Here is a 19,009-nt window from a genome sequence, read left to right as displayed (position 1 = left end):
CTATTCAATAGGGAGGTGCATCGATTCCAATGAATGGCGGTTTGATTCGTTTGCGGGAATTGTATGAAACACTAAGTCCGTCGGAGCACAAGATTGCTGCGTATATCCTGCAGAATCCGGATGAAATGATCCAGCTCTCCATCGCTGATCTGGCTACGAAGAGCGGATCCAGCCAGGCGGCAATCGTCAGGCTGTGCAAGTCCATCGGCTTTAAGGGATACCAGGATCTGAAGATTAAAGTGGCCGGTGATCTTCAGGGCAGAGACCCGGCAATCATTGGCTACCAGGAGATTCGTCCCAATGACACGATCTCAGCCATTATGCAGAATGTATCCAATAATAATATTCAATCGATCCGGGATACTCTCACGATTTTGGATGAAGCCATGGTTGAGCGGGCGGTTGAAGCGATTGACCGGGCGAAGGTGATTTATTTCTTCGGAGTGGGAGCCTCCAACCTGATTGCGATGGATGCCCAGCAGAAGTTTTTGCGGATTAATAAGATGAGCTTCTCTTTTGCCGACCCGCATGTCCAGTTAACGAGCGCCATAACCGCAACTGCCGACGACGTGGCTGTATGCATTTCATACTCCGGCGAGACCAAGGAGGTTATCCGGGCAGCATCCATTGTGAAGGATAATGGGGGAACCGTGATCAGCATCGCGAAATATGGTAATTCCACTTTAAGCCGGAGCGCGGACATTCCTTTATGCACCTCCGCCACCGAAAATGAAATCCGCAGCGGAGCGATGGCTTCGCGGATTACACAGCTTAATCTTATCGATATTTTATATCTCGCCGTTGCAAGCCGGAATTATGAGCAGTCCGTTACTTATCTCGAAAAGAGCAGACAACATATCAAACGGCTGTAGCCGGAAAAATAAGGGGAGAAGAAATAATGAAGAAAAGTTTATTGCTTAGTATGGTTCTGGTTATGATGCTGATCAGCGCATGTGGCAACTCCGGAGGCAAGGAGGCGGCAAGCAGCCCGGATGCCAAGGATACCGTTACCGTCTGGACTTATCCGGTGCACGGAGCCTATGAGGATGAGCTAAAGGGTCTGGTAGCGGATTTCCAAAAAGAGCATCCGAACATCACCGTGAAGACGGAAGTGCTGTCGTGGGCGGAGGGTCCGAAGAAATTCGACGTAGCCCTGAATGCCGGCAGCCCGCCTGACCTGTACTTCCACAGCGTGGATGGCACCTATGTCAACACTGGGCTTGCGCTTGATCTGGATCCGTACATGACGGACGACATCAAGAAGGATTACCTTCCGGGAACACTGGAGCTCGCCCAGATTGGCGGCAAACAATACGGCCTGCCGCTCTACCAGTTCCAATGGGGCTGGGGCGGAAACAAACGGATTCTGGAAGAAGCAGCCATTGACTGGGCTTCGATTCAGCAAAAAGGCTGGACTTGGTCTGAATTTGAAGCCGCTGCTGCCAAGCTGACCAAAACCTTGGGCGACGGTTCCACCCAATACCCGCTGGTGACAGACGGAACATCGCTGGATTTCATTGAAATGCTGTCCCGCAACAACAATATGCCTGATGTTCTGGATGAATCCGGTGCTTTTCAGTGGAATGATGAACGCATCCTTGACACACTGAGCTTTATTAAAGGCCTGCTGGACAAAGGCTACATGCCCAAAGAGACCGCAGCCATTGCTCCGGCCAAACGTTCCGATATGTTCTATGCCGGACAAGCCGCCATTATTTCCAAAGCCATCCCTTATTATGACGTAATGATTCAGAACCGGAACAAGGATATTGATGCAGGTACGATCACTGGCGAGAAAATTAATTTCGTGCTGCTGCCGGTTCCACATAATGATGCTGCTCCAGCCAAAACTACGATGGGCGCAGAAGGCTATATCGCCTTTAAACAGAAAAATGACAAAGGCGAGCAGCATGCCAAAAATACATTCCTCGTGTTGGATTATCTGAGCAGTGCTAAAGCCGGTAATTCCTCCAATGAGCTGGTGCTTCCATTTGTACGTCAATCGCAAGCCGATCTGTTTGCAGGCAAAGCGCTTGGAACTGAAGAGACGATCAAAGCTTCCGCCATCATGGCTAAGAACATTGCAATGCCTGTAACACTGAAGCTTGACACCGCTATTGCAGCTCAAATGAAGCAGTTCAAGGAGCAGGTTGTAACACCGAATATCCAAGCCCTGTATTCCGGGGAGAAATCACCTGAGGCTATCGCAAAAGAATTCAATAGTAAAGGAAGCCAAATGCTGAATAAGTAGTTTTCTAAGGGGGGCGCCCTGCACACTTGTTGAATTTGGCGCCCTCTCTTACAAGAGGAGGAGGAAAGGGATGACGACAATCGCGCCAAAGCGGACGCGCAGTTCCGCCGGCAGGCTATGGCGTGAATATGGATGGGCGTACCTGTTTATCCTGGCACCCGTTCTGCTGTTTCTGGTGTTTACACTATATCCGGTCGTATCTGCCTTGATCATGAGCTTCCAGCAGTACAACATTATGAACTCCACCTGGATCGGCTTCGACAACTATGAGAGGCTGTTTCAGGATTCAACCTTCTGGAAATCGATGTGGAATACCGTTATTTTTACGGTGTGCACGGTACCGGTTAATATTGTCATTACGTTTGTGCTGTCCTATTTAATCTACCAGATGAAGACCAAATGGCAGACCTTTTTCAAGGCTACATTATATCTGCCGGCAGTTGCGTCCGGTGTCACGATATCCATCGTCTGGCTGGCGATTTTTGATCCGACGAATGTCGGGCTTCTGAACCGGTTTCTGGAATGGTTTGGCCTTGATCCGGTGATCTGGCTTGGACAGTCCAAGACTGCACTCTTCTCGCTGATTCTGATGAACTGGCTCGGCTCGCACGGAGCGGGAATCATTCTGTATCTGGCGTCGATGGGCGGAGTTCCGAAATCACTCTATGAAGCGGCTGATATTGATCATGCCAGCGGCTGGACCAAATTCACACGGATTACCTGGCCTTTGCTGAAACCGACCACTCTATATCTGCTCGTAACGGGAGTGATTACTTCCTTCCAGGTCTTTATCTCGGTGTACATGATGACCCAGGGCGGGCCGAACTTTGCGACAACGACGATTGCTTATCTGATCTACCAGACGGCGTTCCAGTTTTATGAATTTGGCCTGGCTTCGGCGCAGTCGTTCGTGCTGGCGTTTCTGATTATCCTGGTCTCTGTCATTCAGTTTAAATATTTCTCGAGTGATGTCGAGTATTAGGATGGAAGGGGCGAACCTGTAATGAAAACTAGATCAAAGACCATCTTTCTATGGGTGGCGGTGGCTTGTCTTGTAGTGTGGAGTATAGTAACAGTTATTCCGCTTTACTGGATGATTGCCGGTTCCGTGCAGGACTCTGCTGCATCCGCCAGTTTCCGGCCAAGCATGCTGCCGGAGGCTTTCTCGCTCGCTCCATATGACCGTTTTTTTGCCAAAACAGCGGCCTGGCGCTGGCTATTCAACTCTTTGCTGATTTCATCGGTCCTTACCATTACCAATGTGTTTTTCGCTTCCCTTGCGGGATATGCTTTTGCTAAATTGAAATTTCCCGGAAGCAACGCGATTTTCTGGGTGCTGCTCAGCACGATGATGATCCCGGCACAGGTAACGTTGATTCCGCTCTATATTCTGATCGTCAACGTGTTTAATCTCGGTGACAGCTATACCGCGATTATTCTGCCGACGGCGATCACGGTTGGCAATATCTTTTTGATGAAGCAGTACATGTCCTCTCTTCCGACCTCGCTGATTCATGCGGCGCGGATCGATGCCTGCAGCGAGTTCGGCATCTTCTGGAAGGTTATTCTTCCGCTGGCAAAGCCCGGGCTTGCCGTACTCGCAATTTTCACCTTCGTCGCTTCCTGGAACGAATTTTTCTGGCCTTTCCTGATTACGAATTCGACGGAAATGCGGACGATCCAGGTCGGACTGGCTTCCTTTGTATTCGCAGAGTCTACGGATTTCGGAGCGATTATGGCAGGGGCGACAGTTGGTGCGCTGCCGATGCTGATTCTGTTCTTCTCGCTGCAGCGCTATTTCCTGCAGGGCATTACTATCGGTGCTGTAAAAGGCTAGGTTAATTGTTGATATTCTCAAAATTCACAGGGTTAGATATGAGGGGGAAGAGCAATGGCACGAGTTGAATTCCGCAATGTGCGCAAACAATTTGACGATCAGAACAAGCAGACCTTTACGGCGGTGGCGGGTTCCGATTTTGTTATTAATGATAAAGAATTTGTTGTGTTCGTCGGACCTTCAGGCTGCGGCAAAACCACCTCGCTGCGGATGATCGCAGGCCTGGAGCAGCAGACAAGCGGGGATATTATCATCGGCGAGCGTATCGTAAACAACCTTCATCCTAAAGACCGCGATATTGCGATGGTGTTCCAGGATTACGCGCTGTATCCGCATATGAGCATCCGTGAGAATCTGTCCTTTGGACTGAAGAACCTGAAGAAACCGAAGGATTATATTGAGAAAAAAGTTCAGGAAGCCGCGACCATTCTCGGACTCGAAGAGATGCTGGAGCGCAAGCCGCGCGAGCTGTCCGGAGGACAGCGCCAGCGCGTGGCCGTCGGCCGGGCGATTGTGCGTGATCCGCAGGTGTTCCTGTTCGATGAGCCGCTGTCCAATCTGGACGCGAAATTGCGGATTCAGATGCGTGTGGAGCTGGGCGAGCTTCATAAACGTCTCGGCGCTACAATTGTATATGTTACGCATGACCAGGTAGAAGCAATGACGCTTGGTGAGCGGATTGTTGTTATGAATAAAGGTGTTATTCAACAAGTGGCTTCCCCGACCGAGCTGTATGCCAATCCCAAAAATATGTTCGTAGCCGGATTCATCGGCTCTCCGGCGATGAACTTTATTGATGCCCGGATTGAACAGGGGCGTGTAGTTATTGATGGTGCGGAATTCCTGCTGTCAGAGGATGCGGCAGCCGGTCTGCAGGGCTATAACAACCGGGAGATTATTCTTGGCATCCGCCCGGAGCATATCTACGGTGATGACTTCGCACCGGGAGTTTCTACAGAACATCAAATGCAGGCGCATATTAAGGTAGTAGAGCATCTGGGTTCCGAGAATTTGGTCTATTTTAAAATCGGCAGCCGGACGGTAACCGCCAAGGTTCATCCGGAGACGAAAGCCTACAATAATCTCGATAAGCAGTTTATATTCGATCTCAGCAAAGCGCGTTATTTCGATCCGGCAACAGAAGAAAGAATTGTCTGGTAGAACAGCTGGCTATAAGGGTTGCAAGGTAGAAAGGGGAGACAAGCAATGCAGAAACTGAATCAAGTCTTGGTGAGTACAGGAGTGGAGTCATTCCGGGAGATTGTGCCGATTGCGCTGCTCAGTCTGGCCAGTTCGGCTATGCTGGTGCCGGTGGTCATCTTTGCGCCTGTAGCGTTGTCATTTATCCTGATTCCGCTTCTTTACATGCCGCTGTTTTTCGGCGTGTTCCATGCGTACCACCGGAGAACGGAAGGGAAGAAGCTGAGTGTCCGGGAGATGCTCAACGGTGCGCGCAAGGGTTTTGGGCAAGCAGTGGCGTTCGGTCTGCTATGCTCCTTGCTGGTGCTGATTTTATGGTCAACCTGGTGGTTCTATGGAGGCCGTGACGGGGCGGTAAGCTGGACGATTGCCATTTTTCAGACCTATTTTGTCGCTATGGCGCTTGTCTCCCAATTCTACACCCTGCAACTGGTGATTCAGCGCCGAATGGGCATCTTCAAGGCCATGGGGGAAAGCGTCAAGCTGTTCCTCCGTTATCCGGCTTATACCATCGGGGCCTTCTTCCAGGCGCTGGTTGTGGGGATCATGCTGACTGTGACCGTAGTAGGTTTCATGGCGCTGTTCAACGGCATGCTTGCCGTCTATCTGCATAAAGCTGCTTACAATGTACTTCATCCCGATGAGGATGATGAGCAGGAGGGTGTGCCTGAGACGAGTGAGCTCTATGCAGGCGGGAGATTGCTATGAACCGGAGGGAAATGCACAGCGGTTGTCCACAGTACTCTGTTATGCCGGAAGGGGGATTGTCATGCGCCTACAGGTAAGCTGCGGGGTGGATAGCTCCGCTGGCATCATTGCCGGAGGTGAATTGTTATGAGCCTACAGGTAAGCTGCGGGGTGGATAGCTCCGCTGGCATCATTGCCGGAGGTGAATTGTTATGAGTCTACAGGTGAGCTGCGGGGTGAATAGATCCGCTGGAGTCATTGCCGGAGGTGAATTGATGGGTCTACAGGTAAGCTGCGGGGTGGATAGATCTGCTGGTGTCATTGCCGGAGGTGAATTGTTATGAGTCTACAGGTGAGCTGCGGGGTGGACCGGCTGACCGCAGGTTTGTCCCATCCCCTGCTGGATGGGCAGCGGATCGGGCTGGTTACAAATCCTACCGGCATAACGGCGGACTTCCGCTCCAGTGTGGAGGTGTGCCGGAGTCTGGAATCTTCTAGACTTACGGCACTTTTTGCATGTGAACACGGAATATACGGCCAGCACCAAGCCGGTGTGAAGTTCACGGATGAGCTGGACGCGGGGCTGGGGATTCCGGTGTACAGCTTGTACGGGATGCATAAGAAGCCGGCGCCTGAGATGCTGGATGAGGTGGATACGCTTATTTTTGACATTCAGGATCTGGGCGTGCGGTTTTACACATATGTATCTACCTTACTTTATGTGATGGAGGCCTGCGCGGAAAACGGTAAAGGTCTGCTCGTACTCGACCGTCCTGCCCCGCTTGGCGGAACCGGCAGCGAAGGCGGGCTTTTGGAGGCTGGCTACGAATCCATGGTTGGCGCCTGGTCCATGCCGATCCGCACGGGGATGACCATCGGGGAATTGGCGCTTATGGCGAACGACAAGAGAGGGATTAACTGTGTTCTGGATGTCATCCCGCTGGAAGGCTGGAATCGTCAGCTGGAATTTATGGACACGGGTCTCCCGTGGATGATGCCCTCCCCTAATGTGCCGACGATCGACACGGTGAGAGTTTATGCTGGAACCTGTTTCTTTGAAGGAACGAATCTCTCAGAAGGGCGGGGAACCACACGCCCGTTTGAGTGGATTGGCGCACCATGGCTGGATGGGGCACTTCTTGCCGTAGCGATGAAGAAGCATCAGCTTCCGGGTGTGCACTTCCATCCTGTGTATGCAACACCAACCTTCTCCAAACATCAAGGAGTATTATGTGGCGGTGTGCGATTATTCGTGACTGAGCCGCAGGCTTATGAATCCGTACGTACCGGACTTACCATGCTGCATGAGGTGTGTTCACTCTATCCAGAGCAGTTTCAGTGGCTTGCTCCGCCGAAAGAAGGCGGGAGATACTTCATAGATTTATTGACCGGCGGGGAAGTGGTGCGCAGGCACATTGGCACAGCAGAGGGGCTGCGGGAAATCATTGGACAATGGCAGGATGAAAGCGAAAGATGGCTGATGTTGCGGAAGCCTTATCTTCTGTATGAATAGCTAAAATCTGATTTGGGGAAGGCAGGCGGTGGCAATGGATTGGCGTGAGGCAGCAGTACAAGAGAGCGGCCTTGATATGGTGGTCGCCGATATGAGTCTCAGTGACAAAATCGGGCAAATGCTGATGTGCGGTTTCGAAGGAACCGCTGTGCCGGACGACGGAATTCGAGAGCTTGTTGCAAAAGGCGGGATCGGCGGCGTTATTTACTTCGCCCGCAACGTAGAGACGCCTGAGCAGGTAGCCAGAATGACCGATGAGTTGCAGCAGGCTGCAGCGGAAGGCGGCAAGGCTCCTCTCTGGATCTCCATCGACCAGGAAGGCGGTATGGTCGCCCGCATTACTGAAGGCGTGGCGCTTATGCCCGGCGGAATGGCTATCGCAGCGGCCGGATCGGTAGAGGATGCCTATCAGGCGGCTTTGATCAGCGGGCGGGAACTGAGCGCCATGGGCATTAATTTGAATTATGCTCCTGTGCTGGACGTGAACAATAATGCGCGGAATCCGGTGATCGGCGTCCGTTCCTTCGGCGAATCGCCGGAGAAGGTAGCCGATTATGGCGCAGCGACGATCCGCGGATTTCAGGATGCAGGTGTCGCGGCTACGGCTAAACATTTTCCGGGCCACGGCGATACCGATGTGGATTCCCATCTGGATCTGCCAACCGTTAGACATGACCGGGCGCGCATGGACAGCGTAGAACTGGTTCCTTTCCGCAGAGCGATTGCCGAAGGTGTGGATGCCATGATGTCGGCGCATATCTACTTCCCGGCACTTGAGCAGGAGAAACTTCCGGTTACACTCTCGAAGGCAGTTCTGACCGGTCTGCTACGAGAAGAACTGGGCTTCGGCGGGATTATCATGACCGATTGCATGGAGATGAACGCCATCGCCGAGCACTACGGCACCGTTGAAGCTTCGGTGCTGGCCATTGAAGCCGGGGCTGATATCGTTCTGATCAGCCACCGCGCTGACCGTCAGCTGGCTGCAAGTGAGGCTATCCTTCACGCGGTCGCTGAAGGCAGAATCAGCGAAACCCGCATTGACGATTCTGTGCGGCGGCTGCTTGCTCTGAAGGTGAAGCGGGGTGTGATCGCAGCCGGACCTGCTGGCAGGGCCGGTGCGGCGGATTCCGATGCTGCGGATTCTTCGGCAGCGGGTTCAAGGGCCGCAAGTGCAGGGGGTGCTGGAGCTGTCAGTGCAGAGGGTACAAGTACTGAGGGTGCAGGAGGTGCGAGTGCTGTGAGTGCAGAAGGTACAAGTGCTGGGGGTTCCAAACTGTTGGAGATAGAAGACGAGCATGCTCTAAATCCCGCTGCGATGGATGTTGAATACGGACACGTGATCAGCTCTGCCGCAGCATATGCAGGTCTCAGCCTGCTGGAAGCTCCGCCGCATGTAGAAGTGGCGCGCCGTATCAGTGAAGCCAGCATCACCCTGGTCCGCAATCATTCCTCTGTGCTTCCCCTACAACGGAAGAAGACGCTAGCAGTTACGGCAGCGCCCGTAGTAGCCACTCTTGTGGATGAAGCTTTTGGCGAAACCGCCGGACTTGGTACGATGCTGAGTAAATATGGACTGGATTGCATTGACCGTGTCGTTCCGGCAGGTGATATTGCCAGCTATGCTGCGGACCTGCTGGAGGCAGCGCGGGTTGAGGACATTGAGCAGATCGTTGTAGGCACCTACAACGCGCAGTTTAATCCCGATCAATGCAGTTTGGTGGAATCCTTGCGGGCGCTTGGCAAGCCGCTTGCGGTTGTTGCCCTGCGCAATCCTTATGACCTGCTGGCAATGCCTAAGATAGAGACTTATGCCGCCGCATATGAAGGGCGACCGCTTGCGCTGGAAAGTGCAGTCAAGGCGCTGCTCGGGCAAATTCCGTTTCAGGGACGACTGCCGGTATCGCTCGGGGATAAATATCCGGCGGGCTGGGGCCTTAGCTTATGATTGGCCCGCTCTGGACTAAACAAAAGTCTGTCGTAGTCGGTTTAATGTCCGGCACTTCGCTGGATGGCATTGACGCAGCGATTGTCTCAATAGAAGGAAGCGGATTGGCTGCCAAGGCTGAACTGCTGCATTATTCCTCTGTGCCCTATGACGACGGGCTTCGGGAGCGGCTGAAGGAGCTGTGCACGATAGAACATTCATCGGTGGACCTGGTATGTGGCATGAACGTATATCTGGCGGAACGGTTTGCCGAGGCGGCCATAGAAGCGGTACGCAGTGCCGGAATGGAGCTTGATGAGATTGATCTCATCAGCTCCCACGGCCAGACCGTTTGGCATATCCCGGAAGCGGGAGCCGATGATCCGCTTCTCGTCCGTTCCACGCTCCAGCTTGGCGACTTGTCTGTGCTGGCCAAGGAAACAGGCCGGCTTGTGGTCGGGGATTTCCGCCCGGGTGACATGGCAGTTGGCGGGCAGGGAGCGCCGCTGGCACCTTATGGAGACCTGATTCTGTTCCGCCATCCGGAGAAAGGGCGTCTGCTGCAGAATATTGGAGGAATTGGAAATTGTACAGCACTTCCTGCCGCAGCGGGTCCGGAGGATGTGTTTGCCTTCGATACAGGCTCCGGAAACATGGTTATTGATCAGACTGTATATCTGCTGAGCGGCGGACAAATGTCTTATGATGACGGAGGATCGTGGGCTGCGCAGGGAACACCAGACGAAGTGCTGGTGGATCAAATGCTGCAGCATCCTTACTTTGCGCTGAAGCCGCCTAAGTCTACAGGCCGGGAAGTTTTCGGCAAAGCTTATGCCGAACAGTTTGTGAGCCTGGCCCGGGCACGCGGCTTGAACGATGCAGATATTGTAGCCACTGCTACCGCCTTTACCGCGCGGACGATAGCTGAAGGTTATGTGAGGTACGTATTCCCAGTATGCCAAATTGACGAGGTCATTGTCAGCGGCGGCGGTGCGCATAATGCTGCACTGCTGGCTATGCTTCAGCAACAGCTGCCGGAACAGGCTGTAATAACCTCAAGCGTGCTGGGTTTCAGCGACGACGCGAAGGAGGCGATTATTTTCGCCTTGCTGGGCAATGATTTCATGCACGGAGTCGCCAATAATCTTCCTTCGGCCACAGGAGCGTCCCGCCCGACAGTGATGGGCAAGCTGGCGTTTCCGTAGAGGGATTTGATTTTCACATGCGCAGTTAACTGTTGCTGCGTAAACGAAGGTAGTCGAGAAACTTAGGCGCCAGGTACGCAGACAGCGGGTGAAACGCAACCGGTAGTTTACGCCTGATAGGTGAATTCAACCAGTAGCAGCCGGTAGGTGAATTTAACCAGTGGATAAACGCAGCCGGTAGGTGGATCTAACCAGCAGATAACGGCAGTCGGTAAATAGGCAAATGCCCCGCTTGTTATCAGGCGGGGTTGTTTCTTTTATGCATGGAGCTTGAGGTGTTAAAGGAAGGAGGACAATGGGAAGAATTCAAGCGGAATCTGTATCTGCTGACGAAAGGCGCTATTGCTCACCCGCTTCGGACCCAGGAGTCCTAATTATTGGAGATCAGGCTGATTTTAGGCGCATCCGGACTGAGGAGATGTTATTTGTGCTAAAATCCCCGATTTAGGTTGAATTTCTTATAAATAACGTCCCTGGAGTCCGCGACTCCCCCGGATGTCTGGTAATTGACTAAATAGCGTCCCCTGAGTCCGCAGTAGCCGAGATGACACAGAACTGAACCACTAGTATTTTCGTTTGTGGTCGCTCAGCACCCAACGGACTTCATTCAGAGATATGGTAGTCCCCCAATGGGCATCGCTCGCCGTTCCAGACGTCTAACGAACCCCCGGGGGCTTCACAATTCTAGATGCCTAACGACCAGTCAGAAGGCATTGCGTTGCCGGACGCGCCAACGTCCAGCTGACATCGTGTTCCCGACATTCTAACTCCGAACTGCACTGAATTCTCAGACGCGCCTGCCTGCAGCGGGCTCCGCTCGCCTGAACGCAGAAACAGCCTCCCCGAAGGAAGGCTGTTTCTGAAAGGACGTCCCGGAAGGGATTCGAACCCCCGACCGTGCGCTTAGAAGGCGCATGCTCTATCCAACTGAGCTACCGGGACATAATAGATTGAGCGAAAAGCAAGCAAAAATTATGTTATCATACATAGACAACTTTTTCAACTTGTTTTTTTGAAACCTAGCCGGGATATGCTATAATCTACAATTGACTAAGGTTCGGAGAAAAGGAGGTGCCCTCATTAATCATTCGAATTCCCCTGCCAAAGAGAATGTCGTGCTGTTTCCGAAGACGCTGGATTACTATCAGATTCAGCTCACGGTGATGCTGGAGAGTGAACGTTATGGGGAAGCGATGGAACTGCTGCGCTTTTTGCTGCAATGCCAAGGTCAGGAAGAGCGGCACTACGAGGAATGGCAGTCGCTGCTTAGCTGGCTGGAGGCGGCCTTTCCGTACGCTGCCCAGGGCGGAGATGCGAAAGATGCCGCTCCCGGTGAAGAGCAGGATCTTAAGGAAGAGGACATGGCCCGCATACTGGCTAAATCGAAGCAGGAAGAGGATGCGGATTATCCTGATAAGTTATTGAAGCGTATCATGAACGAGCCGCTGTCAGAAGCGACGATCCTGGCACTGGAGCAGCTTTCTTATCTGGAGGGCGGACATGTCGACGAGACGCTGACAGACTGGCTGGAAAAGGCAACCGTTCATCCGCTGCTGCAATTCCGTACACTGCAGACCCTCCGGAGGCGCGGCGCACAGGGAACCATTAAGCTGATGCGCGGACAGGAAGCGTCGATTGTGGAGATTGAGACGGTACCCCTGCAAAATGAGGATTTCCCGCTGCAGGTAAGCCAAGTGATGGAACGGGTGGCTGAGCAGGCGGAGGTTCATGAGCCTACACTTTATTATTTTGCCCAAGAGCTTTGGGGACAATTTATCATGTCGATTTACGGTTCGGCCGAATATCGGGAATTGTTGGACGGAGAGGATGCGCTGCTCGATATTTGGGCGGGTGCGCTGCATCAAATGGTATCAGAAAGCCTGAACGGAACGCGGCAGGAGGAAGAAACACGCGGGATGTACGGGATAACGGGAGGCATGCGCTTTCAATTTGAAGGAGCCTATCGTTCTCTCAAAGGATTTGTAAAGAGTTCTCTACTTGATAAATAAAGCGATGTTGTATATAATATAATGGTTATTCTGTGCGTGAATTGCGTGATTATTTAAAGGTAAATATGTAACCTATTTTTGGAGGGAAAAGTATATTATGAAGGCAACTTGGGAAAAAATAGAGAAGAACCTTGGAGTTCTTGAAGTCGAAGTGGAAGCAGAACGCGTAGCTGCAGCACTCGACAAAGCTTTTAATAAAGTGGTTAAGAAAGCAAACGTACCTGGTTTCCGTAAAGGTAAAGTGCCTCGGCCGATCTTTGAATCCCGTTTTGGTGTAGAAAGCCTGTACCAGGATGCCATCGACATTCTTCTTCCTGAAGTTTACGGCGAAGCTGTTGAGCAAACCGATATTTTCCCGGTAGACCGTCCTGAAGTGGACATCGAGCAATTCGCTAAAGGTCAAGCATTTATTTTCAAAGCGAAGATCACTGTTAAACCTGAAGTGAAACTGGGCGAGTACAAAGGCCTGGAAGTTCCGGTTCAAAAAGCTGAAGTTACAGAAGAAGAACTGGATGCCGAACTGAAACGTCTGCAAGAACGTCATGCTGAACTGGTTGTTGTTGAAGATGAAGCGGCAGCTAATGGCGATATCACTGTAATCGACTTTGACGGTTCCGTAGATGGCGTGCAGTTCGAAGGCGGCCAAGCAGAACGTCATTCCCTGGAACTTGGAAGCAACTCCTTCATCCCAGGTTTTGAAGAGCAGGTTGTAGGCATGTCCACTGGTGATTTCAAGGATGTAGAAGTTACTTTCCCTGAGGCTTACCATGCAGAGAACCTTGCAGGTAAAGCTGCTGTATTCAAAGTGAAGCTGCATGAAATCAAACGCAAACAGCTTCCTGCCCTGGATGACGAGTTCGCCAAAGATGTAAGTGAATTCGACACACTGGAAGAATACAAAGCAGATCTGAAAGCACAGCTTGAATCCCGCAAACAGGAAGAGCTGAAAGGCGTTCGTGAAACTGCAGTAGTTGACAAAGCAGCAGCTAATGCTGAAGTGGAAATTCCTGAAGCAATGATCACCAGTGAAGTTCAAAACATGGTTCGCGATTTCGACAACCGTCTTCGCCAACAAGGCATGAACATGGATATGTTCCTCAGCTTCTCCGGCCAAACCCGTGAAGATCTTGAGAGCCAAATGAAAGACGATGCCGAAAAACGCGTCCGCAACAACCTGGTGCTTGAAGTGATCGCGAAGGAAGAGAAAATTGAAGTTTCCGAAGAAGAAGTGACCCAAGAGCTCGCTTCCATGGCTGAATCCTTCAAACGTTCTCCTGAAGAAATCCGCAGCATCCTTGCAGCTAACGGTTCCCTGAGCAGCTTGAACGAAGAAATTTCGCTGCGCAAGACCATTGAACTGCTCGTATCCAGCAGCGTAGAAGTTGAAGCAACTGAAGAAGCTGCTGAAGAAACAAGCGCTGAGTAATTTTTTCTGGAGTTATATTTTACCTAGAACGGCCAAGCAGTAGTACGGCCTCCATAGACAGTTGATAAGGCACGTAAGTTAGTTACGTGCCTTATTTTTATCGGGTGCTGGCGTTTCGAGGTACATAACCGAACAGAGGATTGGCAATGTGTCTGGAATTGCGCTATAATGGCAGGCACATGAGCAATGCGGATTTCCTCAGCAGTGAAAAAATGACATACCGCCTTGAACGTGTTAAAATATTTCTGAACGGAAAGACTAATCTGTATAGAGAAAAGAGGTTGGTGGCATGAGTCTGGTACCAATGGTTGTGGAATCCACAAGTCGGGGAGAACGGTCATACGATATCTATTCCAGATTGCTGAAGGATCGCATCATCTTCCTGAGCAATGCAATTGACGATGATGTCGCCAATCTGATTATTGCCCAGTTGTTGTTCCTGGCAGCAGATGACCCCGAAAAAGACATTCACCTGTACATCAATTCGCCTGGTGGTTCTGTGACAGCCGGCATGGGTATATATGATACGATGCAATACATCAAACCCGATGTTTCTACGATTTGCGTAGGAATGGCAGCTAGTATGGGATCGCTGTTGCTTACTGCCGGAGCTCCGGGTAAAAGATACGCGCTGACCAATAGTGAGGTCATGATTCATCAGCCGCTTGGCGGCGTTCAAGGGCAGGCATCCGATATCTGGATTCACACGGATTGGATACTCAAGACTAGACATAAGCTGAATCAAATATATGTGGATCGCACAGGTCAGCCCCTTGAAAAAATCGAACGGGATACGGACCGCGATAACTTCATGAGCGCGGAAGAAGCGAAGGAATATGGGCTTATTGACCAGGTACTCTCTTCACCGATCATATCTTAAAGGGGTGGTAAGATGTTTAAATTTAATGATGAAAAAGGGCAATTGAAATGTTCCTTTTGCGGCAAATCACAAGAGCAGGTTCGTAAGCTTGTAGCAGGACCTGGTGTTTATATATGTGACGAATGCATCGAGCTATGCACGGAAATCGTGGAGGAAGAGCTCGGCCATGAGGAAGAGCTGGACCTGAAGGATATCCCGAAACCAAAGGAAATCCGTGATATTCTTGATCAATACGTAATCGGCCAGGAGCAGGCGAAGAAATCGCTCTCCGTTGCTGTATATAATCACTACAAGCGTGTGAACAGCCAAAGCAAGATCGAAGACGTTGAACTGACGAAGAGCAATATTCTCCTGCTCGGTCCAACAGGTTCGGGTAAAACGCTGCTTGCGCAGACCATGGCGAAGATTATCAACGTTCCGTTTGCCATTGCAGATGCCACTTCTCTTACGGAAGCGGGCTATGTGGGTGAGGATGTTGAGAACATTTTGCTGAAGCTGATTCAGGCTGCAGATTATGATGTGGAAAAAGCCGAACGCGGTATTATCTATATTGATGAAATTGATAAAGTAGCACGCAAATCCGAGAATCCGTCCATCACACGCGACGTTTCCGGTGAAGGTGTACAGCAGGCCCTGCTGAAGATTCTGGAAGGCACTGTAGCTTCCGTACCACCGCAAGGCGGACGCAAACATCCTCACCAGGAGTTTATCCAAATCGACACGACGAACATCCTGTTCATCGTGGGCGGTGCTTTTGACGGTCTGGAGCAAATGATCAAACGCCGTATCGGCAAAAAAGTCATCGGCTTCAACGCTGCTGTTGAAGGTCAGAAGGACCTGAAGACAGGCGAATACCTGTCCATGGTATTGCCTGAAGACCTGCTCAAATTCGGTCTCATTCCTGAGTTTGTCGGCCGTCTGCCGGTAATCTCCACACTAGAGCCGCTTGATGAGAATACGCTGGTACGCATTCTGTCCGAGCCGAAAAACGCGCTCACCAAGCAGTATATCAAGCTGCTGGAAATGGACAATGTCGCGCTGAAATTTGAACCGCTGGCGCTTGAAGCCATCGCTAAGGAAGCCATCAAACGTAACACGGGTGCCCGTGGTCTGCGTGCAATCATAGAGAGTATTATGCTTGATGTGATGTATGAGGTTCCTTCGCGCGATGACATCAAGGACTGCGTGATTACGGAGCAGGTCGTTCAAGAGAAGGCGTTGCCTGAGCTGGGCATCAAGAAAGACAAGAAGAAGGAAGAAAGCGCCTAATTAAACAATACAATTCACAGACTCCACCTTTTTGCCGCTATCCCGCTTCACAAAGCGGGAGCGGTGGGGGTGGAGCTTTGATCGTTATGGGGGAGAAAACCATGTTCTTGAGACACCAGACCCGTCCTGTCAATGTTGGCGGAGTTATTATCGGGGGAAACAATGAGGTTGCTATTCAAAGCATGTGTACGACCAAAACCGCTGATGTGGAAGCTACGGTCGCTGAAATCCTGCGGCTGGAGGAAGCGGGCTGCCAGCTCGTGCGCGTAACTGTCAACAATGAAGAAGCGGCTGCTGCGATCAAGGAAATCAAGAAGCAGATTCATATTCCGCTTGTAGCGGATATTCATTTCAACTATAAGCTGGCATTGCTGGCTATTGAGAACGGTATCGACAAGGTCCGGATCAATCCCGGCAACATCGGCCGCCGCGACAAGGTGGAAGCTGTAGTCAAAGCCTGCAAAGAAAAAGGAATTCCGATCCGCATCGGCGTAAATGCCGGTTCACTGGAAAACCACTTGCTCGAGAAATACGGCTACCCTACTCCGGAAGCCATGGTCGAGAGCGCACTTTATCATATTGGAATTCTCGAGGAACTCGATTTCCATGACATTATCGTTTCCCTGAAGGCTTCGGATGTACCTATGGCTATCGAGGCTTACCGCAAGGCAGCAGAAGTCATTCCTTATCCGCTGCATCTGGGCATTACAGAATCGGGCACGTTGTTCGCAGGAACCGTGAAGAGCTCGGCAGGTATCGGGGCACTGCTCTCTATGGGCATCGGCAGCACCGTGCGGATCTCGCTCAGTGCCGATCCAGTTGAGGAAGTGAAGGTAGCGCGTGAACTGCTCAAGACTTTTGGTCTGATCTCCAATGCTGCCACCTTGATCTCGTGTCCGACCTGCGGACGCCTGGACATTGACCTCTTCTCCATCGCGAACGAAGTAGAGGAGTATATTTCCAAGCTGAAGGTGCCGATCAAAGTATCGGTGTTGGGCTGCGCCGTTAACGGCCCCGGAGAAGCCCGTGAAGCCGATATCGGCATCGCCGGTGCCCGTGGTGAGGGACTGCTGTTCCGTTACGGCAAAATGATCCGCAAGGTTCCTGAGGCAGAGCTTGTCTCCGAACTGAAGAAGGAAATCGACATCATCGTCGCCCACTTTGAAGCAACGGGTGAAATCCCCGGCCGCAAGCATGCCGGACTGGCTCCTGCAATAGGCGTGGGTAATCCGGAAGAATAGTAGAACTTATTCTAAAAAATTCTAAGCCGATAGCAATTGAAGGAAATTGCAACTGTTTGACCAGTTGAACAAGCTTCCTTTTTTATCCATGCTTCATCCAGCTGCTGATTGAAACTCGTTGCTCTGAAGTTTGGCTATACTACAATTGCACTAATTGAAATTAACTAAGGGGAAATACTCCCGATAATTTGTTATTATTCAGGAGAATGAAGAGTATAGAGGGAATTCCTCCCTTTAATACAATCATCTTAGGACGAATCGGAGATTTAGAAATAATTAAAGGGTAGTATTCCCTTTATTGCTCGAGAAACAAGCATTCTGGATATAATAGCGGGCGTATTTCCCTCTAAGTATAGATAGTTGTTCCTAATTTTTTTATAGTATGAAGCAAGGTGACGTAGAACGTCCCATTGCACCACGGGTGATCCGGCGGTGAAATGGGGCGTTTTTTATTTTATATAACCAAAGGGGGATTAGCGGATATGTATCACAAGCCGAATATTGAAGAGTTTATTCAGCATCATCTAGATTCTAGGAGCGGAGAGCGAAGGGGGAGGCTGGAGAGGGGGCACCGGCATGCCGAAGCATTATTTCTGCAAAATGTATGGTGGCCGCTGCGTGGTGACTTCTGCGATCTTCATCCGGAATATGAAGTCATGGACTGGCGCGGCCGTTCCTATTTTGCTGATTTTGCATTTTTGCCGGGAACGATTAAACTCCTGTTGGAGATCAAAGGTTATGCTGCACATGTAAAGGATATGGACAGACAGAAATATAGCAATGAGTTGAACCGCGAAACGTTTCTGTGTGCAATGGGTTACCAAGTCATCTCCTTTGCCTACGATGATGTGGAGCAGCGTCCTGAATTATGTGTTACCTTACTGCGCATGGTGTTGAGCAGATATATAGCACCAGCTGTTCCAGTGGAGAAGTTACTGCTGGTTGAGAGAGAAATTATCCGTTTTGTAATCCGTCAGGCCGGAGCCGTACGACCGCAGGATGTAGCTGAATGTTTCTCACTCGATCCTAAAACAGCCCAGCACATGTTATATAAGTTAAGTGAAAAAGGTTGGCTGACGCCTGCAAAACGTGGCGATGGTGTCCGAAAGGTAAGGTATGAGCTGGCGCGCAATGTTCTTAGTTACTGGGAATAGTAGAGTGAGTGCAGCGACTAAGTGGTGTATCGAACATGAGAAATAGGATGGGAGGATTTTAGTAAGCGAAGAACAGTTAAATTCACGGGATAGCGGGAAATGTACCTATAAATTTGCTGTGATATGCTCGTGCTTACAAGTTGCGGGGAATTTGCCCGCTAACTTTTAATGGAGAAGCTGATTTTACAATAATCTTTAAAAATATAGGGAGGATATCCCTCTATTTTAGCTATATAGATTAAATATCTTGAAATAGAGGGAGTATTTCCCTTTGGGGAAAAGTCTGTTCAAAATTTTTTGTGAGGCTGCTCAATGTATGGCCCGCAGCAGCAACATTTAGAAGGGCATATCAATGGCTGGTGACCGCAGCTACGCGAGGAAGTCGCATCAACGTACTATCGGCTTATCGT

16 protein-coding genes and 1 tRNA gene are annotated in these 19,009 nt (G+C 50.8%); 16 read left to right on the top strand and 1 reads right to left on the bottom strand.

The features are described from left to right. Positions 1 to 29: 29 nt before the first annotated feature. The 10 genes from NST99_RS27240 to NST99_RS27195 all read left to right on the top strand — a co-directional run bounded on the left by NST99_RS27240 (position 30) and on the right by NST99_RS27195 (position 10,620). Positions 30 to 872, top strand: a complete 843-nt coding sequence (locus NST99_RS27240; RefSeq protein ID WP_038595850.1) for a MurR/RpiR family transcriptional regulator — start codon at positions 30 to 32, stop codon at positions 870 to 872. Between the two features lie 26 nt (positions 873 to 898). Further along, positions 899 to 2,251, top strand: coding sequence for an ABC transporter substrate-binding protein (locus tag NST99_RS27235; protein ID WP_341095852.1), 1,353 nt, complete (start codon positions 899 to 901; stop codon positions 2,249 to 2,251). A 70-nt stretch (positions 2,252 to 2,321) separates the two neighbouring features. Further along, positions 2,322 to 3,233 carry a carbohydrate ABC transporter permease gene (locus NST99_RS27230; RefSeq protein ID WP_038595844.1) on the top strand — a complete coding sequence of 304 codons (912 nt, stop codon included), beginning with the start codon at positions 2,322 to 2,324 and terminating at the stop codon, positions 3,231 to 3,233. Between the two features lie 21 nt (positions 3,234 to 3,254). Further along, positions 3,255 to 4,088 (top strand): carbohydrate ABC transporter permease, encoded by an 834-nt coding sequence (locus tag NST99_RS27225; RefSeq protein WP_341095851.1) that lies wholly within the window; start codon positions 3,255 to 3,257, stop codon positions 4,086 to 4,088. A 54-nt stretch (positions 4,089 to 4,142) separates the two neighbouring features. Next, entirely contained in the window at positions 4,143 to 5,249 is a 1,107-nt protein-coding gene (locus tag NST99_RS27220; RefSeq protein WP_038595838.1) for an ABC transporter ATP-binding protein, read from the top strand. 45 nt (positions 5,250 to 5,294) lie between these two features. Continuing rightward, positions 5,295 to 5,996 carry a hypothetical protein gene (locus NST99_RS27215; RefSeq protein ID WP_341095849.1) on the top strand — a complete coding sequence of 234 codons (702 nt, stop codon included), beginning with the start codon at positions 5,295 to 5,297 and terminating at the stop codon, positions 5,994 to 5,996. Between the two features lie 191 nt (positions 5,997 to 6,187). Continuing rightward, a complete protein-coding gene (locus NST99_RS27210; RefSeq protein ID WP_341095848.1) occupies positions 6,188 to 6,319 on the top strand; it encodes a hypothetical protein in 132 nt (43 codons plus the stop codon). Next, positions 6,316 to 7,488 carry an exo-beta-N-acetylmuramidase NamZ family protein gene (locus tag NST99_RS27205; protein ID WP_341095846.1) on the top strand — a complete coding sequence of 391 codons (1,173 nt, stop codon included), beginning with the start codon at positions 6,316 to 6,318 and terminating at the stop codon, positions 7,486 to 7,488. The genes NST99_RS27210 and NST99_RS27205 overlap by 4 nt, the downstream gene beginning before the upstream one ends. A gap of 34 nt (positions 7,489 to 7,522) precedes the next feature. Beyond that, positions 7,523 to 9,436 carry a beta-N-acetylhexosaminidase gene (nagZ, locus tag NST99_RS27200; RefSeq protein ID WP_341095845.1) on the top strand — a complete coding sequence of 638 codons (1,914 nt, stop codon included), beginning with the start codon at positions 7,523 to 7,525 and terminating at the stop codon, positions 9,434 to 9,436. After that, positions 9,433 to 10,620 (top strand): anhydro-N-acetylmuramic acid kinase, encoded by a 1,188-nt coding sequence (locus NST99_RS27195; RefSeq protein WP_341095843.1) that lies wholly within the window; start codon positions 9,433 to 9,435, stop codon positions 10,618 to 10,620. The genes nagZ and NST99_RS27195 overlap by 4 nt, the downstream gene beginning before the upstream one ends. An 868-nt stretch (positions 10,621 to 11,488) precedes the next feature. On the opposite strand, the gene NST99_RS27190 is transcribed toward NST99_RS27195, so the two are convergent. Continuing rightward, positions 11,489 to 11,562 (bottom strand) — tRNA-Arg (locus NST99_RS27190). Between the two features lie 221 nt (positions 11,563 to 11,783). Here NST99_RS27190 and NST99_RS27185 point away from each other — a divergent pair. The 6 genes from NST99_RS27185 to NST99_RS27160 all read left to right on the top strand — a co-directional run bounded on the left by NST99_RS27185 (position 11,784) and on the right by NST99_RS27160 (position 18,599). Next, on the top strand, positions 11,784 to 12,629 hold the full coding sequence (locus NST99_RS27185) for a hypothetical protein (RefSeq protein WP_341097771.1): 846 nt from the start codon (positions 11,784 to 11,786) through the stop codon (positions 12,627 to 12,629). 97 nt (positions 12,630 to 12,726) lie between these two features. Beyond that, positions 12,727 to 14,055, top strand: coding sequence for a trigger factor (gene tig, locus NST99_RS27180; RefSeq protein WP_341095840.1), 1,329 nt, complete (start codon positions 12,727 to 12,729; stop codon positions 14,053 to 14,055). A gap of 289 nt (positions 14,056 to 14,344) precedes the next feature. Further along, positions 14,345 to 14,935 carry an ATP-dependent Clp endopeptidase proteolytic subunit ClpP gene (gene clpP / locus NST99_RS27175; protein WP_038595829.1) on the top strand — a complete coding sequence of 197 codons (591 nt, stop codon included), beginning with the start codon at positions 14,345 to 14,347 and terminating at the stop codon, positions 14,933 to 14,935. A 12-nt stretch (positions 14,936 to 14,947) separates the two neighbouring features. Continuing rightward, a complete protein-coding gene (gene clpX, locus NST99_RS27170) occupies positions 14,948 to 16,204 on the top strand; it encodes an ATP-dependent protease ATP-binding subunit ClpX (protein ID WP_038595826.1) in 1,257 nt (418 codons plus the stop codon). A 101-nt stretch (positions 16,205 to 16,305) separates the two neighbouring features. Next, positions 16,306 to 17,445 (top strand): flavodoxin-dependent (E)-4-hydroxy-3-methylbut-2-enyl-diphosphate synthase, encoded by a 1,140-nt coding sequence (gene ispG / locus NST99_RS27165; RefSeq protein WP_038600570.1) that lies wholly within the window; start codon positions 16,306 to 16,308, stop codon positions 17,443 to 17,445. Positions 17,446 to 17,927: 482 nt separating this feature from the next. Continuing rightward, a complete protein-coding gene (locus NST99_RS27160; RefSeq protein WP_341095839.1) occupies positions 17,928 to 18,599 on the top strand; it encodes a type IV toxin-antitoxin system AbiEi family antitoxin domain-containing protein in 672 nt (223 codons plus the stop codon). The last annotated feature ends 410 nt before the right edge of the window (positions 18,600 to 19,009 follow it).

Source organism: Paenibacillus sp. FSL L8-0470 (assembly GCF_038008625.1).
Lineage (GTDB): Bacteria > Bacillota > Bacilli > Paenibacillales > Paenibacillaceae > Paenibacillus_AQ.
This window is presented reverse-complemented; position numbering and strand designations above follow the sequence as displayed.